27 protein-coding genes are annotated in these 20,524 nt (G+C 63.7%); 11 read left to right on the top strand and 16 right to left on the bottom strand.

Annotation, left to right across the window (positions count from 1 at the left end):
* Positions 1-152 precede the first annotated feature (152 nt).
* Positions 153-512, bottom strand: coding sequence for an osmotically-inducible lipoprotein OsmE (osmE, locus tag J4D28_RS27040; RefSeq protein ID WP_103331560.1), 360 nt, complete (start codon positions 510-512; stop codon positions 153-155).
* Positions 513-918: 406 nt separating this feature from the next.
* Between osmE and J4D28_RS27035 the strand changes: the two genes are divergently transcribed.
* Positions 919-1,122 (top strand): DUF6021 family protein, encoded by a 204-nt coding sequence (locus J4D28_RS27035; protein ID WP_009049361.1) that lies wholly within the window; start codon positions 919-921, stop codon positions 1,120-1,122.
* A gap of 114 nt (positions 1,123-1,236) precedes the next feature.
* Positions 1,237-1,437, top strand: a complete 201-nt coding sequence (locus J4D28_RS27030) for a hypothetical protein (protein WP_016704205.1) — start codon at positions 1,237-1,239, stop codon at positions 1,435-1,437.
* A gap of 63 nt (positions 1,438-1,500) precedes the next feature.
* Here J4D28_RS27030 and J4D28_RS27025 read toward each other — a convergent pair whose 3' ends face one another.
* Complete coding sequence (locus tag J4D28_RS27025) at positions 1,501-1,827, bottom strand: isochorismate lyase (protein WP_009049359.1); 327 nt, start codon at positions 1,825-1,827, stop codon at positions 1,501-1,503.
* Between the two features lie 210 nt (positions 1,828-2,037).
* Here J4D28_RS27025 and J4D28_RS27020 point away from each other — a divergent pair, with 210 nt between their 5' ends.
* Positions 2,038-2,358: a YbjQ family protein gene (locus J4D28_RS27020; RefSeq protein WP_028682522.1), complete on the top strand. Its 321-nt coding sequence runs from the start codon at positions 2,038-2,040 to the stop codon at positions 2,356-2,358.
* 244 nt (positions 2,359-2,602) lie between these two features.
* Here J4D28_RS27020 and J4D28_RS27015 read toward each other — a convergent pair whose 3' ends face one another.
* The 6 genes from J4D28_RS27015 to J4D28_RS26990 all read right to left on the bottom strand — a co-directional run bounded on the left by J4D28_RS27015 (position 2,603) and on the right by J4D28_RS26990 (position 8,557).
* Positions 2,603-2,812 carry a hypothetical protein gene (locus tag J4D28_RS27015; protein ID WP_009049357.1) on the bottom strand — a complete coding sequence of 70 codons (210 nt, stop codon included), beginning with the start codon at positions 2,810-2,812 and terminating at the stop codon, positions 2,603-2,605.
* A 70-nt stretch (positions 2,813-2,882) separates the two neighbouring features.
* The gene (locus tag J4D28_RS27010; protein WP_028682523.1) at positions 2,883-4,523 is read right to left on the bottom strand and encodes an ABC-F family ATP-binding cassette domain-containing protein; all 1,641 of its coding nucleotides are present in this window, start codon (positions 4,521-4,523) and stop codon (positions 2,883-2,885) included.
* A 255-nt stretch (positions 4,524-4,778) separates the two neighbouring features.
* The gene (gene modC, locus J4D28_RS27005) at positions 4,779-5,867 is read right to left on the bottom strand and encodes a molybdenum ABC transporter ATP-binding protein (RefSeq protein WP_103331559.1); all 1,089 of its coding nucleotides are present in this window, start codon (positions 5,865-5,867) and stop codon (positions 4,779-4,781) included.
* Positions 5,868-5,870: 3 nt separating this feature from the next.
* The gene (gene modB / locus J4D28_RS27000) at positions 5,871-6,551 is read right to left on the bottom strand and encodes a molybdate ABC transporter permease subunit (RefSeq protein ID WP_009049354.1); all 681 of its coding nucleotides are present in this window, start codon (positions 6,549-6,551) and stop codon (positions 5,871-5,873) included.
* Entirely contained in the window at positions 6,552-7,319 is a 768-nt protein-coding gene (gene modA, locus J4D28_RS26995; RefSeq protein WP_028682525.1) for a molybdate ABC transporter substrate-binding protein, read from the bottom strand.
* Between the two features lie 173 nt (positions 7,320-7,492).
* Complete coding sequence (locus J4D28_RS26990; RefSeq protein WP_103331558.1) at positions 7,493-8,557, bottom strand: nitronate monooxygenase family protein; 1,065 nt, start codon at positions 8,555-8,557, stop codon at positions 7,493-7,495.
* Between the two features lie 318 nt (positions 8,558-8,875).
* Here J4D28_RS26990 and J4D28_RS26985 point away from each other — a divergent pair, with 318 nt between their 5' ends.
* Positions 8,876-9,859: an MDR family oxidoreductase gene (locus tag J4D28_RS26985; RefSeq protein ID WP_038632862.1), complete on the top strand. Its 984-nt coding sequence runs from the start codon at positions 8,876-8,878 to the stop codon at positions 9,857-9,859.
* Positions 9,860-9,908: 49 nt separating this feature from the next.
* Positions 9,909-10,397: a GyrI-like domain-containing protein gene (locus tag J4D28_RS26980; protein ID WP_041983416.1), complete on the top strand. Its 489-nt coding sequence runs from the start codon at positions 9,909-9,911 to the stop codon at positions 10,395-10,397.
* Here the strand turns inward: J4D28_RS26980 and ada are convergent.
* From ada to J4D28_RS26955, 5 genes are all read right to left on the bottom strand, one after another.
* A complete protein-coding gene (gene ada, locus J4D28_RS26975; protein ID WP_028682528.1) occupies positions 10,361-11,434 on the bottom strand; it encodes a bifunctional DNA-binding transcriptional regulator/O6-methylguanine-DNA methyltransferase Ada in 1,074 nt (357 codons plus the stop codon). The genes J4D28_RS26980 and ada overlap by 37 nt on opposite strands.
* A gap of 87 nt (positions 11,435-11,521) precedes the next feature.
* Positions 11,522-12,196, bottom strand: a complete 675-nt coding sequence (alkB, locus tag J4D28_RS26970) for a DNA oxidative demethylase AlkB (protein WP_103331556.1) — start codon at positions 12,194-12,196, stop codon at positions 11,522-11,524.
* Positions 12,186-12,902 carry a 2OG-Fe(II) oxygenase gene (locus J4D28_RS26965; protein WP_016702446.1) on the bottom strand — a complete coding sequence of 239 codons (717 nt, stop codon included), beginning with the start codon at positions 12,900-12,902 and terminating at the stop codon, positions 12,186-12,188. Before J4D28_RS26965 ends, alkB begins: the two co-directional genes overlap by 11 nt.
* A gap of 102 nt (positions 12,903-13,004) precedes the next feature.
* Positions 13,005-13,175: a hypothetical protein gene (locus tag J4D28_RS26960; RefSeq protein ID WP_007921734.1), complete on the bottom strand. Its 171-nt coding sequence runs from the start codon at positions 13,173-13,175 to the stop codon at positions 13,005-13,007.
* Between the two features lie 34 nt (positions 13,176-13,209).
* The gene (locus J4D28_RS26955; protein WP_007921735.1) at positions 13,210-13,512 is read right to left on the bottom strand and encodes a DUF1883 domain-containing protein; all 303 of its coding nucleotides are present in this window, start codon (positions 13,510-13,512) and stop codon (positions 13,210-13,212) included.
* Positions 13,513-13,688: 176 nt separating this feature from the next.
* On the opposite strand from J4D28_RS26955, the gene J4D28_RS26950 reads away from it, so the two are divergent.
* From J4D28_RS26950 to J4D28_RS26935, 4 genes are all read left to right on the top strand, one after another.
* Positions 13,689-14,039 carry a hypothetical protein gene (locus J4D28_RS26950; RefSeq protein ID WP_009049346.1) on the top strand — a complete coding sequence of 117 codons (351 nt, stop codon included), beginning with the start codon at positions 13,689-13,691 and terminating at the stop codon, positions 14,037-14,039.
* A gap of 184 nt (positions 14,040-14,223) precedes the next feature.
* Positions 14,224-14,895 carry a cytochrome c gene (locus J4D28_RS26945; RefSeq protein ID WP_038636667.1) on the top strand — a complete coding sequence of 224 codons (672 nt, stop codon included), beginning with the start codon at positions 14,224-14,226 and terminating at the stop codon, positions 14,893-14,895.
* The gene (locus J4D28_RS26940; protein ID WP_103331555.1) at positions 14,892-15,815 is read left to right on the top strand and encodes a c-type cytochrome; all 924 of its coding nucleotides are present in this window, start codon (positions 14,892-14,894) and stop codon (positions 15,813-15,815) included. Before J4D28_RS26945 ends, J4D28_RS26940 begins: the two co-directional genes overlap by 4 nt.
* A 68-nt stretch (positions 15,816-15,883) precedes the next feature.
* The gene (locus J4D28_RS26935; protein WP_007921740.1) at positions 15,884-16,114 is read left to right on the top strand and encodes a hypothetical protein; all 231 of its coding nucleotides are present in this window, start codon (positions 15,884-15,886) and stop codon (positions 16,112-16,114) included.
* Between the two features lie 12 nt (positions 16,115-16,126).
* Here J4D28_RS26935 and J4D28_RS26930 read toward each other — a convergent pair whose 3' ends face one another.
* A complete protein-coding gene (locus J4D28_RS26930) occupies positions 16,127-16,408 on the bottom strand; it encodes a hypothetical protein (protein ID WP_007921741.1) in 282 nt (93 codons plus the stop codon).
* A 155-nt stretch (positions 16,409-16,563) separates the two neighbouring features.
* The gene (locus J4D28_RS26925) at positions 16,564-16,752 is read right to left on the bottom strand and encodes a hypothetical protein (protein WP_016702449.1); all 189 of its coding nucleotides are present in this window, start codon (positions 16,750-16,752) and stop codon (positions 16,564-16,566) included.
* Positions 16,753-17,045: 293 nt separating this feature from the next.
* Between J4D28_RS26925 and galU the strand changes: the two genes are divergently transcribed.
* Positions 17,046-17,885 carry a UTP--glucose-1-phosphate uridylyltransferase GalU gene (gene galU / locus J4D28_RS26920; RefSeq protein WP_009049342.1) on the top strand — a complete coding sequence of 280 codons (840 nt, stop codon included), beginning with the start codon at positions 17,046-17,048 and terminating at the stop codon, positions 17,883-17,885.
* A gap of 131 nt (positions 17,886-18,016) precedes the next feature.
* Positions 18,017-19,375, top strand: a complete 1,359-nt coding sequence (gorA, locus tag J4D28_RS26915; protein ID WP_103331554.1) for a glutathione-disulfide reductase — start codon at positions 18,017-18,019, stop codon at positions 19,373-19,375.
* Here the strand turns inward: gorA and J4D28_RS26910 are convergent.
* A complete protein-coding gene (locus tag J4D28_RS26910) occupies positions 19,372-20,406 on the bottom strand; it encodes a DNA-binding protein (RefSeq protein WP_103331553.1) in 1,035 nt (344 codons plus the stop codon). The genes gorA and J4D28_RS26910 overlap by 4 nt on opposite strands.
* Positions 20,407-20,524 lie beyond the last annotated feature (118 nt).

The raw sequence follows: 20,524 nt of genomic DNA, 5'->3' as shown, positions 1-20,524 counted from the left end.
TTCCGTGAAGAACCAAAAAAAAGCCCGCGGGGAGCGGGCCAATAGTTGAATGAGCAGGGTGAAATCTACCCGCCTGGCGCCCGGCTCACAGTGAAAGAAATTTCATCTGGCCGTACCCACCCGCAATCGCCGCCGACTCTGGCCAGCTCAGCTCAATAACCGCCACCCATATCACTCGTGCCGCTGCCTGGAGCCCTGGCTTTCTGCTGGGCGTGGCTCCATTCGGCGCAGGTGAGGAAGCTGGTGTGGTCGACTTTGCCGTTGCCGTCGAAGCTGACATTGAACGGCTGGTTATGACCGGCCTGGGTCAACACATAGTCGAAGCAGGTCCCGAGTTCCACGGTGCGCGGGGTGACGGACAAGGGTTCGCCGCCGATCTGTCGGACCTGGTCCTGGGTCATGCCGGTCTCGACCTTCGCCACCAGCGGTTGATTGCGGTAGACGTGGGAATTGCTGGTGCAACCGGAGGCAGCTGATAACAGGATGATCATGACGATAAGTGTTTTGCTCATGGCAGGGCTCCCGATGGTCGGTGTCGTGAAGAGACGCCTGATGCATCAGTTGAAGTAAAGCCGAGCGACGAGGGCGGCGAGCAGTATTCGCAAAGGGCGGGACGAGGGGATGGCGGATAGACAAAAAGCCCGCATGGGCGGGCTTTTTGCAGAGGGGGAGCTGATCCGTCAGCTGCAGCCAGTGTGCGCTTGCGCTATGGCCCTAGCAACGACAGGGCGACGAAACGCAGGCCTTGGCGCGGACTGATAACGCAGCTCATGATTCGACTGCGGCAGACCTTCCAAAACGCCATAAGCACGGTGGAAAAAGGTCGTTTGCTCGAGTGCCATTCGTCAGCTGTTTTGCACCCCGCGCCGGAATGGCCCTCTTATTGAAAGAACATTCCATCCTGGTCGGGAGGTATCCATGAATACGAACAGGCCCACTGGCCCGCGTTCATCCGAGCACGCTTCCGGCAAGGACGAACTGGGCTTCGACCCTGACTCCCCGGACCTGGCTGATCCGCAGGTGGACCCCATAGGTCCGGCGAAAGCGCCCAGGGACAACAAGCCGGAGAAAGAACCCAAGTCCCGGGCGTATGACCCGCTGGGGAACCTGAAGCCCAAGTGAAACACAGGCAGGGTACTCCGGCTTCGTAGCGATGGATGGAACCCACGCCCGCGCGGACCGGGTGTAAGGTGTTCGCGACAACCTCGGACGATCTCTACCGAAAGGGAGGCGATTATGAGCGTTCCAATGCTGAACAAGATGCACATGAACGGCTATGACGTGGTCAGCGTCAACAGCGGCCCCTGGCGGGTCTGCACCAAGGGCGACCGTCTTGGCTCCTTTGGCACCCGGGAAGAGGCCCTGGCCTACGCGGCAGCCTTGCCGGCCTACAAGGCGAAGGCCAAGAAAATTGCGCAAGGGGCCAACACCCGATAACCCCATCCACGACCCTGCCCGACAGCCTGGCATGTTCCCGGGCTGTCGGGTGTTCTTTTGCCCTCAGGCCGGCGACTGGGCCTGGGCGGACTTCCAGCCCTTGAGCTCCTCTGCGATGAAATGCTGCACCAGGTCGCTGTAGAGCTTTTCGATGGCATCGGCGTTCAGACCCTCGGCCTGGGCCCATTCCCGGCGTTGCAGGAGCATGGCGCGAAAACGCTCGGGCGCGCGCACCGCGGTTTCCGAGGTCTTGAATTTCGATGCGGCCATGACGTAGCGCAAACGTTCGCCCAGCAGCTGGATGACAACCTGGTCGAGGCGATCGATCTCGCGGCGGATATCCTCCATGCCTGCGCATTGTTCGGGGGCTAGCGACTGAATGACGTCCATGTGAATACTCCAGTGGGGAAAGGATCTGCGGTTATCCGCTGGCGGATTTAATCACGGACAGGCTCGCCCTTGGCAGCACCGTGCAGGCCGCTGCGCCAGCCTCGCGCGGCATGCTCTGCATGGCTGCCTGCCGAGCGTCTGTTACCATCGCGTTTTTTTGCGACCCCGCCCGGGTTCAGGGCAGGGTCGCGCCGGTCAAAGGAGAATGCCGTGATTATCACTACCACCCACGCGATCGCGGGGCGAGAGATCGCCGAGTACCTGGATATCGTGAGCGCCGAGTCCGTGCAGGGGATCAACGTCGTGCGTGACGTCTTCGCCGGAATGCGCGACTTTTTCGGTGGGCGTTCCCAGACCCTGGAACGGGCGCTGAAAGAAGCCCGGGTGCAGGCGACCGACGAGATCAAGGAACGTGCCCGCGATATTCGCGCGGATGCGGTGATCGGCCTGGACTACGAGATCAGCATGCCCAGCAGCCGTGGCGGCATGGTGGTGGTTTTTGTCACCGGCACCGCCGTCAGGCTCAAGTAAAGCGGCGTCTCCCCGCATCACGCAGCCCCGCCCGTGTGCGGGGCTTTTTTATGCCTGGCATCCTCTGCCAGACCGCCGCCCGGCCCTTGGCGATCGCCCATAAAAAAGACCCACCGGGGGAGCGGTGGGCCAGTCGGGAGTCTTCAATAAGCGTGAGCCACTTTAGCGAAGCCTTGGCAGGTTCACAGTGAAAGAAATTTCATCATTGCCGGCGAGTGGCTGCACCACCCGGTTGTCCACGGTTTCAGGCGCGGCGGCTGGCGGCATTGAGCCGGCGGCACTCGCGCATGGCGTCCTCTTCCAGGTCGTAGCCATCGCCGATGAAGCCGTCGGTGCGGGTGTCGGCGATGCGGTACCAGTGGGCGGCGATCGGCGCGCCGTGGGCGGCTTCCCCGGCGCGTCGACCCTGAATGATGATCTTGTTGCAGCGCTTTACGACAAAAATGTCTTCCATGGCGCTTCCCTGGTTGATAGCTGCTCAGAGCAACTATAGAAGCAACTCTGAAATTCGCGCAAAAGCCTGTTCATTGGCCGGCCTCGTCCAGTCTCCAGCCCGCTGCCGTCCATTGCAGCCGGTGGCTGGGTGCCATGGCGGCGAGGAACTCGCGGTCGTGGGACACCACCAGCATCGCGCCCGGGAAATCGCGCAGGGCGCTTTCGAAGGCTTCCACCGATTCCAGGTCCAGGTGGTTGGTCGGTTCGTCCAGGAGCAACAGCTTGGCCGGCGTCTCACGCCACAGGGCAATCGCCAGCGCGGCCTTGAGGCGTTCGCCGCCGCTGAGCCGGCCACAGGGCTGGGTCACGCGCTGGGCATCGAGTTGCAGCCAGGCCAGGCGGCTGCGCAGCAGGCCTTCCTGCAGTGGCCGGTCGAGCGCCCCCAGGTGGTCGAGGATCGAACGCTCGGGATCGAGCAGCGACAGGCGCTGGTCAAGGCAAGCACTGGCCAGCCGCACCTGGCACTGGCCGCTCAAGGGCTGGATCTCGCCGGCCAGCATCTTCAGCAGCGTGGATTTTCCGCAGCCATTGGGCCCGCTGACCGCGATGCGCATGGGCCCGGTGACGGTCAGGTCGAGGTAGCTGGAGGCGGCCTCGGGCGGCAGCCAGGGCAATTGCGCTCGGGTCAGGCAGAACACCTGTTGCCCCTGGGGCACCGTGGTGCCGGGCAGCGTCACCAGGGTTGGCGCCTCCGGCACCACCCGCGCATAGGCGTCGCGGACCTGCTGATCGAGGTTGTTCTTGTGGCCCTGCTGACGGTTGCGCACCTGACCCATGATGTCCCGGGCGGCGCTTTTTATCTTCCTCCGTTCAAAGCTGGCGATGTTGGCGGTGTCGGCATAACGTCGGGCGCCGGCGGCGTGGCGCTGGATGGTGTCGTGTTCGCGTTGCAGGCGCTTCTGTTCGCGACTGCGTTCGGTTCGCGCGTGCTCCAGGGCGGCCCGCGCCGCGCCGTGCTCGGCTTCGCGCTGGGCGCGGAATGCCGCGTAGTTGCCGCCGTAGACTCGCGCGCCGTGAGGCGTGAGTTCGACGATGCGCTGCATCTGCGCCAGCAGCTGGCGGTCATGGCTGATCAGCAGCAGTCCGCCGCGCCACTGCTGGAGCTGCGTCAGCAGCCACTGGCGACCGGGCTCGTCGAGGTGGTTGCTGGGTTCGTCGAGTATCAGCAGCTGGGCATCGCTGAGCAGGGCGCCGATCACCGCGATACGCGCGCGTTGCCCGCCGCTGAGGCTGGCGGCCGGATCGTCGGGGCCGACCGTGTCGAGACCGGCCTCGTCCAGCAGGCGGCGCAGGCGTTCGCCAAGGTCCCAGCGCTCGTCGACCTGCGCCAGGTCGGCCATCGAGGCCTGGCCCGCGGCGAGGCGCTCGAGGGCGGCCAGGGCCTCAGCGATGCCGGTGACCTGGGCAACGCTCTGGCCCTCCTGCGCCAGGTGTTCCTGGGCCACATAAGCCAGGCGGGCGAAGCGCGTGACGCTGCCCGAGGACGGCGCAAGCTCGCCGGCGATCAGGCGCGCGAGCACGCTCTTGCCAGTGCCGTTACGCCCGACTATGCCGGTGGGCAAGGCATCGAATGTCAGGTCGAGTGAATCGAACAGGGTTTCGCCATGGGCGAACTGGAATGTCAGCTGGTTCAGGGAAACCAGCGCAGGCAGCCGTGTGACGTGAGTCATCAGCACCTCCGGAGAATGTCGAAAAAGGCCAACAAGCGCAGCAAGGCGGCTTGTCGCGAATACATTTCTGGAAGGCTTAGTTGTTCACGTCGGCAATCGTCCGGTGAGGGGGAAGGGCGGCTAGCCTAACGCGCGGGTGGGCCGGATGACAACCCGCGGCGCGGCTATCGCGAGCAAGCTCGCTCCTACAGATCCAATACTCGCCCTGGTAGGCGCGAGCTTGCTCGCGAGAAACGCTTGCGCCCGGCGCCCGGCTCAGGCGAGCACGGCCACCGCCTTGATCTGCGCCCAGAGTTGCTGGCCCGGGTGCAGTTGCAGCTGGTCGCGGGAATAGCGGGTGATTCGCGCCAGCAGCGGGGTGCCGGCGACGTCCAGGCGCACCAGGACATGGGCGGTGTTGTCGGCGGGGATTTCGCCGCTGACCGTCACCGGCAGGCGGTTGAGGATGCTGCTGTGTTCGCCGGCTTGCAGGCTGAGGCTGACGTCCCGCGCCTGGACCTTGAAGCGCAGGTGCTTGCCGATGGCCATCGGCGCATGGGCGACCCGCACCCGCAACTGGCTGCCGGGCAGTTGCAGGGCGAGCAGCTGGTAGCCGGCGTCGTAGTGGCTGACCTGGCCTTCGATCACCACCCCGGCGTCGTCGCCCAGGGCCAGGGGCAGGTCGAGACGGGCCAGGGTTTCGCCGATCGGCCCGCTGGCCAGGGCGCGGCCGTTTTCCAGCAGCACGATATGGTCGGCCAGGCGCGCCACCTCATCCTGGGAATGGCTGACGTACAGCACCGGGATCTCCAGCTCGTCATGCAGGCGTTCGAGGTACGGCAGGATCTCGCTTTTGCGTTTGCTGTCGAGGGCCGCCAAGGGCTCGTCCATCAGCAGCAGCCGCGGGCTGGTCAGCAGCGCGCGGGCAATGCCGATGCGCTGGCGCTCGCCGCCGGACAGGTTGTGCGGATGGCGCTGCAGCAGGTGGCCGATGCCCAGCAGCTCGGTGGCCTGGGCCATGTCCACACGGCGTTGCGCGCGGGGGATGCGCTTGAGGCCGAACTCCAGATTGGCCTGCACCGAGAGGTGGGCGAACAGGCTGGCTTCCTGGAACACGTAGCCCAGGGAACGTTTGTGCGGTGGCATAAACAGCTGACGTTCACTGTCCTGCCAGACTTCGTCGTTGATCCGTACCAGGCCCTGTTCGGCCTGCTCCAGGCCGGCGATGCAGCGCAGGCAGGTGGTCTTGCCGGAGCCGGAATGCCCGTACAAGGCGGTGACGCCACGGCCCGGCAGCTCCAGGTCGAGATCCAGGTCGAAGGTTTTGTAACGGCGCTTGAGGCGCACATGGATCGATGCACTCACGACTCAACTCCAGCCAGCGCGGGTTTTGCGGCTGGAGTACAACGCCAGCAACACCAGGAACGAGAACACCAGCATGGCGGCGGCCAGCCAGTGGGCCTGGGCGTATTCCAGGGCTTCGACGTGGTCGTAGATCTGCACCGAGACCACCCGGGTTTTTTCGGGAATATTGCCGCCGATCATCAGCACCACGCCGAACTCGCCGACGGTGTGGGCGAACCCGAGAATGGCCGCGGTGATGAAGCCCGGCCTGGCCAGCGGCAGGATCACGCTGAAGAAGGTGTCCCAGGGATTGGCGCGCAGGGTCGCCGCCACTTCCAGCGGACGGGTGCCGATCGCGGTAAAGGCGTTCTGCAGCGGCTGCACGACAAAGGGCATGGAATAGATCACCGAGCCAATCACCAGGCCGCTGAAACTGAAGGTCAGGGTGCCCAGGCCGAGGGCCTGGGTGAGTTGGCCGATATAGCCGTTGGGGCCGAGGGCGAGCAGCAGGTAGAAGCCGATCACCGTCGGCGGCAGGACCAGGGGCAGGGCGACGATGGCGCCGATCGGCCCCCGCAGCCACGAGCGAGTGCGCGACAGCCACAAGGCAATCGGCGTACCGACGATCAGCAGGATCAGGGTCGTCAGCGACGCCAGTTGCAGGGTCAGCCAGATGGCGGAAAAGTCGGCACTCGATAGCGGCATTTAGAGTTGGTAACCGTAGGACTGGATGACGGCCGCGGCTTTCGCTCCCTTGAGGTAGTCAACCAGGGCCTTGGCCGCCGGGTTGTCCTTGCCCTTGTTGAGGATCACCGCGTCTTGTTTGATCGGGTCGTGCATCTGCGCCGGGACTATCCAGGCCGAGCCGCTGCTGACTTTGCCGTCTTTGTAGATCTGCGACAAGGCGACAAAGCCCAGTTCGGCATTGCCGGTGGAGACGAACTGATAGGCCTGGGTGATGTTCTGGCCTTCGACGATCTTGCCCTTGACCTGCTCGGTCAGCCCCAGCCTGGCCAATACCTGGGTGGCGGCCAGGCCGTAAGGCGCGGCTTTCGGGTTGGCGATGGACAGGTGCTGGTAGTGGTTGTCCTTGAGCACCTGGCCCTTGCTGTCGACGTAGGCATCCTTGGCCGACCACAGCGCCAGGGTGCCGATGGCGTAGGTGAAGCGCGAGCCCTTGACGGTGGCGCCTTCGCTTTCGAGTTTTTCCGGAGTGCTGTCGTCGGCGGCGAGGAAGACTTCGAACGGCGCGCCGTTCTTGATCTGGGTATAGAACTGCCCGGTCGCGCCATAGGCGGCCACCAGCTTGTGCCCGGTGTCTTTCTCGAAGTCGGCGGCGATCGCCTGGATCGGCGCAGTGAAGTTGGCGGCGACCGCGACCTGGACTTCATCGGCCTGGGCCGAGCCGAAAGCGCAGGCGGCGAGCACAGCGGCAAGGCAGGTTGGGGCAAAACCTGAGAAACGACGGTTCATGAACAGCTCCAGTGGCAAAAGGACGTTGGGCAGTGGGGGATATGGAAAGGGACTGCACCGGGGGTGGGTGAAACGCTGTATACGGAAATATATAGCGAATCGCCAGCGAACGGAACTGGGGCAGGAGCTGGAGTGGGCAGCGGGCCGCGAGCGGACTCGCGGCCCTGGGGCTTTTAGCTTCTGTTGAGCTTGGCCAGGGCTTGCTCGGCCAGCGTGCGGGTCAGCTCGAAGGCCGGCAGTTCCAACCCCAGGCGCAGAGCCTGGCCGGACCAGAGGTTGGCGAAGTCGGCTTCGTCCTTGGCGCGCAATGGCATCAGCGCGCCACCGGCGAGGGGAAAGGCCGGGGCCAGCGGGCTGATCGGGCCGATCTCGCGCATCACCCGGTTGACGATGCCCCGCGCCGGGCGGCCGGTGAACAGGTTGGTCAGGGCGGTCTGGCTGTCCTTGGCGGTGCGCAGGGCCTGGTGATGGGCGGCGCTGACCTTGGCTTCCGGGGTGAACAGGTAGGCGGTGCCCAGTTGCGCCGCCGAGGCGCCGAGGGCGAAGGCGGCGACTATGCCGCGGGCGTCGCCGATCCCGCCGGCGGCGATCACCGGCACCCGCACCGCATCGGCGATCTGCGGCACCAGGGCCATGGTGCCGACCTGGGTGTTGAGGTCTTCGCTGAGGAAGATCGCCCGATGGCCGCCGGCCTCGTAGCCCATGGCGATGATCGCGTCACAGCCACGCTGCTCCAGCCAGATCGCCTCATCGACGGTGCTGGCCGACGACAGCACCTTCGCCCCGGTGGCCTTGACCCGCGCGAGCAGGGCCGGCTCCGGCAGGCCGAAGTGGAAACTGACGATTTCCGGGCGCAGCTCTTCCACCAGTTCGCAGCTGACGGCGTCGAAGGGCGCGCGGCTGCTGACCGGGGTCGGCGCCTCGAAGTCGGCGCCGAGTTCGCGGTAGTAGGGTTCCAGGGCGTTTTTCCAGCGGATTTCCCGTTCCGGGTCGGGTATCGGGTTCTGGTGGCAGAAGAAGTTCAGGTTCAGCGGGGCAGATGTAGCCTGGCGAATGCTCTGCACGTCCTGGCGAATCTGCTCGGGGCTGAGCATGGCGCAGGGCAGGGAGCCCAGCGCGCCGGCCTGGGCGGCGGCGATCACCATGGCCGTAGTGGTGGCACCGGCCATGGGCGCCTGGATGATCGGCAACTCGATGCTCAGCAGGTCGAGAATACGGGTGTCAGGCCATTGGCTCATGTTGAATGATGCTCCGACGTCAAGAGATAAGGACGGCAACCCGGGGGGTTGTATCAGGAGATGGACGACCAAGGCCAGTCGACTTTGGCCGGAGCCTGGCGATCCCCTGTAGGAGCGAGCTTGCTCGCGAGACGGGATCAGGGCCGCCACCTGGGCTGCCAGTGATAAGGCTATCGCGGGCAAGCCTCGCTCCTACGGGCAGGGTGTGGCCTACGACGAAAAGAGCGTGGATTTTTCCCGCACGGGCTGGGAAGGTGGGGGCTTTGCAAGCTGAAACTCAAGTTCACGGCCCGGCCAAGGGCCCATCGGGAGGCAGTCATGTTCAAGGGTATTTTGATCGAGAAAGACGACGCCGGTTATCGCGCGGCGCTGCGCGAGATTGACGAAGCGCAGTTGCCCGAGGGCAATGTGACGGTGCGGGTGGCCTACAGCACCCTGAACTTCAAGGATGGCCTGGCCATCACCGGCAGCAGCCCGGTGGTGCGCAAGTTTCCCATGGTCCCGGGGATCGATCTGGCGGGCATCGTCGAAGACAGCAGCCACCCGGATTACCAGCCCGGCGACCAGGTGTTGCTCAACGGCTGGGGCGTGGGCGAAGGACACTGGGGCGGGCTGGCGCAGAAGGCGCGGCTGGACGGCGACTGGCTGATTCCCTTGCCCCAGGCGTTCAGCGCGGCCGAGGCCATGGCCATCGGCACGGCCGGGTACACGGCGATGCTCAGCATCCTGGCGCTGGAGCGCCACGGCCTGACTCCGAACCAGGGCGAGGTGCTGGTCACCGGGGCCAATGGTGGGGTCGGCAGCTTTGCCATAGCCCTGCTGGCCCGGCTCGGTTATCAGGTGGTGGCATCCACCGGGCGCACTGCCGAGCAGGACTACCTCAAGCGCCTGGGCGCCAGCGAGATCATCGACCGCGCCAGTCTGTCCGCGCCGGGCAAGCCTTTGGCCAAGGAGCGCTGGGCGGCGGTGATCGACTCGGTGGGCAGCCATACCCTGGCCAATGCCTGCGCCAGCACCCAGGCCAACGGCACTGTGGCCGCTTGCGGGCTGGCCCAGGGCATGGACTTCCCGGCGTCGGTAGCGCCCTTCATTCTGCGGGGCGTGACCCTGGTCGGGATCAACAGCGTGACCCAGCCCAAGGCCCGGCGCATCGAGGCCTGGCAGCGCCTGGCGCGTAATCTGGACCCGGCCCTGTTGCCGTTGATCAGCCATGAGATCGGCCTCAGCGAAGCCATCGCTGCCGCATCGCGCCTGCTGGCCGGCGAGTTGCGCGGGCGCGTGGTGGTGGATGTGAATCGCTGATACCGTGCGCACCGGTCACCCAGATAAACGCCAGACAGGAGTACGAAGCATGGATGTCAAACTGCGAGAGGTTCAGCCTTTCTGCGTTTCGGGCTTGCAGGTGCGTACCTGCAATGTCGATGAGCAACAAGCGGACAGCGCGCGGATCGGGCCGATGTGGGAGCGGTTTTTTGTCGAAGGCCTGTTCGACAGCATCGGCCACCGGCAGTCGGACTCGTTCATCTACGGCGTGTACTCCAACTACGAGTCCGATGCCTTGGGGCACTTCGATGTCACCGCCGGTGTGGCGGTGGGTGAGGGCAATGCCGACTATCCGCTGGTGCAGGTGCAGGGTGGCGAGTACCTGGCGTTCTCCGCCAAGGGGCCGATGCCGCAGGTGGTGATCCAGACCTGGGGCCTGGTCTGGGCCTACTTCGAGGACAACCCGCAGGTCCGTCGGCGCTTCGCCACGGACTTCGAGGTGTACACCGGGCCGGAATCGGTGTCGGTGTACATCGGCATTCAAGCCTCGGACGAGCCCTCGCGCTCGAGCAACTGACGCTTGCGCTCCACGCCCCAGCGGTAGCCGGACAGGTGGCCGTCGCTGCGCACCACCCGGTGGCAAGGGATCGCCACCGCCAGGCTGTTGGCGCCACAGGCCTGGGCCACGGCGCGAAAGGATTTCGGCGCGCCGATCCGCTGGGCGATCTCGGCGTAGCTGGCGGTGCTGCCCGGCGGAATCTCCTTGAGGGCCAGCCACACCCGCTCCTGGAACGCCGTGCCTTGCAGGTCCAGCGGCAGGTCGAGGCCAATGGCCGGCGCTTCGATAAACCCCACCACCTTGGCCACCAGTTGCTCGAAATCCTGGTCGGCGCCGATCAGGTTGGCCCGCGGGAATTTGTCCTGCAGGTCCTGCACCAAGGCATTGGGATCGTCGCCCAGCAGGATCGCGCAGACCCCACGATTGCTCTGGGCGACCAGGATCGCCCCCAGGGAACACTGGCCGACGGCGAAGCGGATATCGGCGTTCAGGCCGCCGGCGCGGTAGTCGCTGGGTTTCATCCCGAGCAACTGGTCGGCGGTTTCATAGAAGCGGCTGTTGGAGTTGAAACCCGCGTCGTACAGCGCGTCGGTCACCGAATGGCCGTGCTCCAGCTGGCGCCGCACCCGCCGCGAACGGTGGGCGCTGGCGTAGCCTTTGGGGGTCAGCCCGGTGGCGGCCTTGAATACCCGGTGAAAGTGGAAACTGCTCATGCCGGCTTGCTCGGCCAGCTGTTTCAGGCTGGGCGGCGCTTCGGCCGACTCGATCTGCCGGCATGCGGCCGCTACCAGGCTGGCATGGTGCGCGGCTACCTGGGTCTGGTCGCTGGCGCTGCGTTTGCTCGGCCGGTAACCGGCGGCCTCGGCTTGTTCCGCGGTGTCGAAGAACTCGACGTTCTCCGGCCGGGGCAGGCGCGACAGGCTGCTGGGGCGGCAGTAGACCCCGGTGGTTTTCACCCCATAGACGAACTGGCCATCGGCGCGCGCATCACGGGCCAGGACGGCGAGCCAGCGGGGATCGCTTGCGGTGGTGGGCTTGGGCTGGACCATGGTCATGGACTCTACTCGGTGGCGGTTGTCGCTCAGATTAACCAAGGGCAGGGGGCCTGGCACTCCGAGTCTTGCGCTTGAATTCCCGCGGGATCAAGCGGCCCGGCGAAAGGTCAGGTTGATGCGCCGTGGGCCCAGCAGCGGGTGCGTGCCGTCCTTGAGCGGCAGCACGCCGTGATAGCGCAGGCGGTCGACGCCGCCCCAGACCACCACATCGCCATGCAGCAGCGGCACCCGCAACGGGCGGTCGCTGCGCCGCTCGCCACCCAGCTGAAACACCGCCGGCAAGCCCAGGGAGACGGAGACGATCGGCGCGTCGTAGTCGCGCTCATCCTTGTCCTGGTGCAGGGACATGCGGGCGCCGGGCACATAGTGATTGATCAGGCAGGCGTCCGGATCGAACCCGGCAAAACCGGCCTGGGTCGCGGCGGCCTGGGCCAGTTCGCGCAACACTTCGGGCATCGCCGGCCAGGGCTGGCCGCTCTGCGGATCGATGGCGGTGTAACGGTAGCCGCTGCGGTCGGTGGTCCAGCCCAGCTCGCCGCAACTGCTCAGGCCGACCGACATGGTGAAGCCGCCCGGCGTGACCATCTGCCGGAACGGCGCGGCCCGCAGTACGTCACGCAGGGCTGGCAGCAGGCGCTCGACCCAGGGCAGGGCGAAGCCACGGAACACGAAGGACTGCGGGCCGACCTGTTCGGTGCGGGGCGCCTGTTGCAGTTCGGGTTCGCCGAACAGCTCGGCGGTGAAGTTAGCGTTACTGGGCATCGTGGAAGATCACTCCTAGCGTATGGCGGCGGCCGCTGTGCAGGCGGCTGACGCCATGGCGCAACGTCACCCGGTAATGGCCGCGCACGCCGGGTACCGGACGATGATGCACGGCGAAGATCAGCGCATCACCCTGCTTCAGATCGATGACCTGCGGCCGCGACTGCATGCGCGGGCGCTGTTCGGTGATGACGAATTCGCCGCCGCTGAAGTCGGCGCCGGGGCGTGACAGCAGGATCGCCACCTGCAAGGGGAATACGTTGTCGCCATACAAGTCCTGGTGCAGGCAGTTGTAATCCTGCGGGCCATATTGCAGCAACAAGGGCGTCGGCCGCTGCTGACCGGCGGCGTGGCAGCGCTGGAGAAAGTCTTCGTGCCGGGGCGGATATTGCACGGGGATATTCATCAGCTGGTTCCAGCGGTTGGCCAGCGGCATCAGGTGCGGATAGAGCTGGCCGCGCAGTTCGGCGACCAGCTTCGGCAAGGGGTAGGCGAAATACTGGTATTCGCCGCGGCCGAAACCGTGCCTGGCCATGACCACTCGCGAACGAAACAATTCGCTGCGCGGATACAAACTGCTGAGCTCATGACATTCATCGGCGCTGAGCAGGTTGCCGATCACTGTGCTGCCGTCCTGATTGAGCTGCCGCTCGATCGAGGGCCAGTCCAGGCAGGCAAGACGTTGTGCGAGGGCGGGGGCGGACATCCTGGCGTTCCTGAGGCAGAGGCTGATATCCGCCAGTCTAGGAAGCGCGCGGGCCGCTCACACTCCGCTGCTTGCGCTCGAATTCGTCACAGAAGCAGGGGCTTACAGCGCCTTGCTCACGCTGACGTCGCTGATGACGTCGTCGGTCTGGCCGTGCAGGGCTTCCAGTGCGGCCTTGGCTTCTTCCTGGGTGCCGCTTTCCAGCTGGGCGAACTCGAAACGGCGTTCGCCGTTGAGTTTGTATTTGATGACGTACTTGGTCGTTTGGGCCACGGTGATACCTGTTTGTCGCGGACTGGGGCGGGGTTCAGCGCAGTTTCGAGCTGGACCGGCGGATGATCTTGATCGAGTGGGTCAGGTTCGGCTTGCGGGTGACGCTGATGGGCCGGCGGTTGACGGTGTCGATGGTGATGTTCCAGAAGCCGGTGCTCGGTGCGGTGATCTTGGCCGGGAACTTGTCGAACGCGCCGCCATGATAAGTGTGACGTCCGCCGTTCTTGAAGCTTCGGAAGTTGGCGTCGTTCATCAGGCGGATGTTGCAGACCTGGGAGCATTCGATGACGACGATATCGTCTTCGTTGAGGTGCTCGCGCTGGTGGATAAATTTCATGGGCGCCTCCAGAAGGGCTTTTGCTACAAAATCAAAACGATGGCGCAGTTTATCAGGCCGCGGCCGGCGGCTTTGACAATTTAAAACAGTTATTTGCCGATTATTTAGGATAAATCTGACTGATCCGGAGAAAAATGCCATTTCTGCGGTCGGACGGTCTTTATCGGAGGAAATGTATGAAGTGGGGTGTGTTGATTCTGGCCTTGGCGATCAGTGGTTGTGCGACAGTCTCGGACATTAACCAGACACTGCCCACCCTGAACGTGATTTCAGGGAAAAAGCCGCAGGAGTACGCCAAGTGCGTCAGCGACAAACTGGCTGACAGCCGTGGCCAGTTGCAGGTCGAACCGCATAAGGACGGTATGCGCGTTATCGTTCCGCAGAAACTGTCGGCAGGGCCGACCGCGGTGTTCGATATCGAGGAACGTTCCGGCGGCAGCAGCATCAAGCTGCATGAAAGCATGTCCAATGTGCCCATGCGTCCGGGCGATATCCGCAAGGCGGCGGAGGACTGCATTTCCGGCTGATCGCCGAGGGATTTTTCAAGAGCCCGCCCTGGCCCGGATTTCCGTGGCGAGGGCGGGCTTTTTTGTGCCCGGTGACAAGGCAGGCTCGGTGGGTTTCGCGTTGTAGCCAAAGGTCTATTGGCCTACTCTTTGTAGGCTTATATAAAATAAGCCTAAGGATATAACTAGAAAAATGGAGTTCGCCATGATCCCCATGGATCGAATACTGCTGAGCAGCCTGATGCTGTTTTTTGTCGCCAGTGCCCAGGCCGTGGATGGGCAGAAAGTGTTTACCCAGGGTGGAGCGCAGCCCGGCGCCACGGCCTGCCTGGCCTGTCACGGTGGTGATGGTCTGGGTTTGGCAGCCGCCGGATTTCCACGTCTGGCGGGATTGTCGGCGGGTTATCTGCGCAAGCAGCTGGAAGATTTTCGCAGCGGTGCGCGCAGCAATCCGGTCATGCAGCCATTGGCCAAGGCCCTGAGCGATGACGAGATAGACGCGGTCAGCCAGACCCTGGCGGCCATGCCGGCTGTGACGCCAGCGCCGATCAACCGCAGCGCCATGGCCGAGGGGGTCGGTGCAAGGCTGGCCCTGCGTGGCGCCTGGGAGCGGCAGGTTCCGGAGTGCGTGATTTGCCATGGACCGGGTGGCGTGGGTGTGGGAGACGCCTTTCCGCCGTTGGCCGGGCAGCCCGCGGCTTATCTGATCGGGCAGTTGAATGCCTGGCGCGATGGCACGCGCCGCAACGACCCGAACGATCTGATGGGACACATCGCCAAGGCCCTGAGCCCCGAGGAAATCACGGCGGTGGCCGACTACTTTGCCAAGGTCGGCAGCCTGTCCGCCAAGGCCGATAACCAGGAGCCCAAGCCATGAACCGTGATCTTCTATTGGGCTTTTCCCTCGTCTTGCTGGCGACCCAGGTTCATGGCGCCGCGGTCACCATGGAAGACCAATCACAGTTGCGGGAGCCGGCATCGAGTGCTGTCCATCCCCAGTATTTCCAGCCACCAGCAGAGAGCGAACTGCCAGACAATGCCTACGGCAAGATGGTCCGCGACGGTTATGCGCTGTTCGTCGACACCAAGCGCCTGGCGCCGAAGTTCGTCGGTAATGGGCTCAATTGCAGCAATTGCCACCTGGATCAGGGGCGGCTGGCCAACTCCGCGCCGCTGTGGGGCGCCTATCCGATGTACCCGGCGTATCGCAAGAAGAACAACAAGGTGAACACCTACGCCGAGCGCTTGCAGGGTTGCTTCCAGTTCAGCATGAACGGCACGCCGCCGGCTGCCGACAGCTACGAGATCACCGCGTTGTCGGTGTACTCCTATTGGCTGGCGAGCAAGGCACCGATCGGTGTCGAGTTGCCCGGGCGTGGTTATCCCGAGGTGCCGCAACCGGCCCAGGGCTACGACCTGGCCCGCGGCGAGCAGGTGTACCGGGCGCAATGCGCGGTCTGCCATGGCGATAACGGCCAGGGCCAGAAGGTCGGTGCCGACTATGTCATGCCGCCGCTCTGGGGCAAGGACTCGTACAACTGGGGCGCCGGCATGCACCGGATCAACACCGCCGCGTCCTTTATCAAATACAACATGCCCCTGGGCAAGGCCGGCAGCTTGAGCGACCAGCAGGCCTGGGACGTGGCGGCGTTCGTCAATCGCCATGAGCGGCCGCAGGATCCGCGGCTGGTGGAGGGCTCGATCGAGAAGACTCGGCTCAAGTTCCACGCCAACGACGGGGTCAATCTGTATGGCCAGACGGTAGATGGCGTGCTGATTGGCCAGGGCATCCGATAAACTGTCGGCCATTGTCAAAGATGCCGTCGAAATCCAGGTTTCGGCGGCATCGTTTTTTGGGAGAAAGCATGAAGCGCGAAACAGTCCGGGAGAGGCATGCAGAGGGGCATATCTCTGCGACCCATGTGATTCAGAATCCGGCGAATTCCGGGGAATGGATCGTGTTCTTCAAGAAAAGCGCGGGGCGCAGCTATTTTCTTGTGGATGACAACGATGAAGTCGAGTCATTCGACCGGCTGGACGACCTGATCGAAACCATTCGCAACCTGGGCATCAAGTTTGCCGAGATTCATATGTAGGCCGGGTGTCTGTTACTTGCAGACCACTACGACACTGCGGCTTTTGTAGTTGCCGACATCCGCCCCCAGGGTCTTGTCGCTTTCCTTGAGTGACGGCGTGCCGTCGGTGCCGATGATCCGATAGCCGGTGCCGGCACAGGAGGCGTCGGCCTTTTCATAGCAGCTGGCCCAGGAGCTGGCCTCGCCGGAGCAATCGATGCTCAGGCCTTGTTCGCCGTTTTCCAGGTAGGTATCGGAAACGGTGGCGCATCCGCTCAGGGCCAGTACCGCAGTCAGTGCCAGAAGTTTGTGCATGGGTGTGGTCGTCGTCGAGAAGTTTGAGCCCCGGGGGAGGGCTGGACACCCTTGGCGAGCGTCTGGGACAAGATGCTATAGCGAACCGCCACTGCGGTACAGATCGGCATGAAAAAGCCCTGCGCGGGGCAGGGCTCTTCGGTGCGGGGACAGTCTCAGGACTTGGGGCTGCGACGCGCCGAGGCGTGGCCGGCCGAATCCTCGAACACCGATGCCACTTCGACCGCCATCGCCTCGCTGGCGAAAGGCCCGGCGACGTTCTCGCCCTGGGCACTGACCAGACACCACTGGCCGTCTTTCAACTGCTTGATCTGATAACCGTTTACGCTTTTTGTTGCCGACATCTATCTGCCTCGTTGGCGGGGTTCAAGGGCGCCATGATAGCGGTAAACGAGCCGCTGCAAGAGTGCGGACGAGGGTTCAAACGCAGAAAATCAAGGCTTTGCGGCCAGATGGCGGTTTACGGCGCGGGTTATCTGTACGATGCTGCGCAGCTATGTTCGCAGCCAGTGCGGAACTATCCGCGGCAATATTTCTCTTAGATGGCAGCGGTTAGCCAGCGCGGCCCATTGTAAGGTGCACGCGGCCTGATTAGACTGCGCCGAAATTCGTACGTACAGCCCTTTTAAGGACTCATATGATCAAGAAATGCTTGTTCCCAGCAGCCGGTTACGGTACTCGCTTCCTGCCAGCGACTAAAGCCATGCCCAAAGAAATGCTGCCGGTGGTGAACAAGCCACTGATCCAGTACGGCGTTGAAGAAGCACTGGACGCCGGCCTGAACGAAATCTCCATCGTCACCGGTCGCGGCAAGCGCGCCCTGGAAGACCACTTCGACATCAGCTACGAGCTGGAAAACCAGATCAAGGGCACCGACAAGGAAAAATACCTGGTCGGCATCCGCAAGCTGCTGGACGAGTGCTCGTTCTCCTACACCCGTCAGACCGAGATGAAAGGCCTGGGTCACGCGATCCTGACCGGCCGTCCACTGATCGGCGACGAGCCGTTCGCCGTGGTCCTGGCGGACGACCTGTGTGTGAACCTGGAAGGCGACGGCGTCCTGACCCAGATGGTCAAGCTGTACAAGCAGTATCGCTGCACCATCGTCGCGATCCAGGAAGTCGACCCGCAGGAAACCAACAAGTACGGGGTGATCGCCGGTGACCTGATCGGTGACGACCTCTACCGCGTGCGCAACATGGTCGAGAAGCCGAAGCCGGAAGACGCTCCGTCGAACCTGGCGATCATCGGTCGTTACATCCTGACCCCGGACATCTTCAGCCTGATCGAACAGACCGAGCCAGGCAAAGGCGGCGAGATCCAGATCACTGACGCCCTGATGAAGCAGGCGCAGGACGGTTGTGTGATTGCCTACAAGTTCAAGGGCAAGCGTTTCGACTGCGGTGGCGCCGAAGGCTACATCGAAGCGACCAACTTCTGCTTCGAACACTTCTACAAGACCGGCAAGGCTTACTGATAGCCCGCTTGGTCCTTGTACTGAAAAGCCACCTTCGGGTGGCTTTTTCGTTTTATGCCCCTATGTAAATCCTCTAGCGCTGACCGCATGCGCATCTGCGGTTATGCTGTCAGCCTGCCTGGGAGAGTGAAATGGCCTACGATTTTGATCTTTATGTAATTGGCGCCGGTTCCGGCGGTGTGCGTTCGGCGCGGTTCGCCGCGGGTTTTGGCGCGAAAGTCGCGGTCGCCGAAAGCCGCTATCTGGGCGGTACCTGTGTCAACGTCGGCTGCGTGCCGAAAAAACTGCTGGTGTACGGCGCCCACTTCGCCGAGGACTTCGAACAGTCCGCAGGCTTCGGCTGGAGCCTGGGAGAGGCCGATTTCGACTGGGCCAGGCTGATCGCCAACAAGGATCGCGAGATCAATCGCCTGAACGGCATCTATCACAATCTGCTGGTCAACAGCGGCGTGACCTTGCACGAAGGCCACGCCAGGCTGATCGACCCGCACCAGGTGGAGATCAATGGCCAGCGCTACAGCGCCAAGCACATCCTGATCGCCACCGGCGGCTGGCCGCAGATCCCGGATATTCCGGGGCGCGAACACGCCATCAGCTCCAACGAGGCGTTTTTCCTCAAGGAACTGCCCAAGCGCATCCTGGTGGTGGGCGGCGGTTATATCGCGGTGGAATTCGCCGGGATCTTCCACGGCCTGGGCGCGGACACCAAGCTGCTGTATCGCGGTGAGCTGTTCCTGCGTGGCTTCGACGGCGCGGTGCGCAAGCACTTGCAGGAAGAGCTGACCAAGCGTGGGCTCGACCTGCAGTTCAACGCCGATATCGAACGTATCGAAAAGCAGGCCGATGGCAGCCTGAAGGTCACCCTCAAGGATGGCCGCGAGTTGGCCACCGATTGCGTGTTCTACGCTACCGGCCGGCGGCCGATGCTCGACAACCTGGGGCTGGAAAATACCGGGGTGAAGCTCGACAAGCGTGGCTTCATCGAGGTCGATGAGCAGTACCAGAGTGCCGAGCCGTCGATCCTGGCGATTGGCGACGTGATCGGGCGTGTGCAGTTGACGCCGGTGGCCCTGGCCGAAGGCATGGCCGTGGCGCGGCGTCTGTTCAAGCCGGAGCAGTATCGTCCGGTGGACTACAACATGATCCCGACCGCGGTGTTCAGCCTGCCGAATATCGGCACCGTCGGCCTCACCGAAGAGCAGGCGCGTGAAGCCGGGCACAAGGTGCAGATTTTCGAAAGCCGCTTCCGGCCAATGAAGCTGACCCTGACCGAGTGCCAGGAGCGCACGCTGATGAAGCTGGTGGTGGATGCCGACACCGACAAGGTGCTGGGCTGCCATATGGTCGGTCCGGACGCCGGCGAGATCGTCCAGGGCCTGGCGATTGCCTTGAAGGCCGGCGCCACCAAGCGTGACTTCGACGAAACCATCGGGGTGCACCCGACGGCCGCCGAAGAGTTCGTCACCATGCGCACGCCGGTCGCCGGTTAAGCCTGTTCTGGCGGCTCCGGCCGCTGTTCTTCTGTTGCTGGCTGCGCCTCGGCCTTCGCGGCGGTAGCCAGTTGCAGGGCCTCCAGGCTGGCCTCGGCCTTGGCGGTGCGCAGTTCCAGTTGTCGATTATCCTGTAGCTGCCGCTCCAGGTTCTGCTTGAACTCATGACTCTCCAGCAAGGCGACGCGCAGGCGTTCCTGGAGGAGGGTGTGTTCGCTGTTCAGGCGGCTGGATTGCTCCATCAACTGTCCAAGCTTGCTGTCGGTCTTCTGTGCCTGCTCCTGCGCCTGGCGCAGCTCCTTCTGGGTGGCGCGCTGCTCGCTGGTCAGGCGTTCGTTGTCGCGGTGCAACTGGGTGATCTCGTCCTGGCGCACCAGGGCGCTTTGCTGGGCCTGGCGCAGTTCCTGTTGCACCTGTTGTAGCTGGCCTTCATGGCGGCGCTGATCCTGTTCGCGCTGTTCCTTGACCGCGCTGCGGTAGTGCTCGAGGGCATCCCGGGCGTGCAGGTGCTTTTCTTCCAGCGAGCGAATCTGCTCGTCCTTGTCTTTCAGGCGCAACTCGAAGTCCGCCAGGGCCTGGTTCAGCCCGGCATTGCGCGTCTGTTCGCTCTGCAGCATGGAGCGGGTCTCCTGCAGCAGCGCGCTTTCGCTGGCCAGGGCTGACGCCTGGGTCTGCAGTTGTTGCCGCAGTTGGGCCTGTGCCTGCTCGGCTGTGGCCTGCTGCGCCACCAGCTCCCGATTCATTTCCTCCACCTGTGCCTGTGCCTGCTCCACAGGCTCCTGGGCTTGTTCGCGCAGGCGTTGGGCCATGCGCTGGACCAGTTCCGTCAGCTCTTCTTCCAGGGCTTCCTGGGGCGCGGCGCGGCGGGCTTCGCTCTGCTCCAGCTCCTTCAGGTAGCGGTGGATGGTGGTCTTCGAGCCGGTATTGCCCATTTCGATGCGCACCGCATCGATGCTGGGGTGTTCGCCGCGGGCGAGGATTGCCGAACGGGCGATTTGCACCACCGCCTTGTTAACGCCGCCACGAGCCATGGGATCTCCTACGATTACGTACTTTTTTACGTGGTATGTATAAAGTGTAATTGTACAATAAAAACAAAGATAAATATTCGAATTATTGACATGGGATATACTGGTATTACCCCGTGTC

The organism is Pseudomonas sp. GW531-T4 (genome assembly GCF_017349615.1).
GTDB lineage: Bacteria > Pseudomonadota > Gammaproteobacteria > Pseudomonadales > Pseudomonadaceae > Aquipseudomonas > Aquipseudomonas chlororaphis_I.
This window is presented reverse-complemented; position numbering and strand designations above follow the sequence as displayed.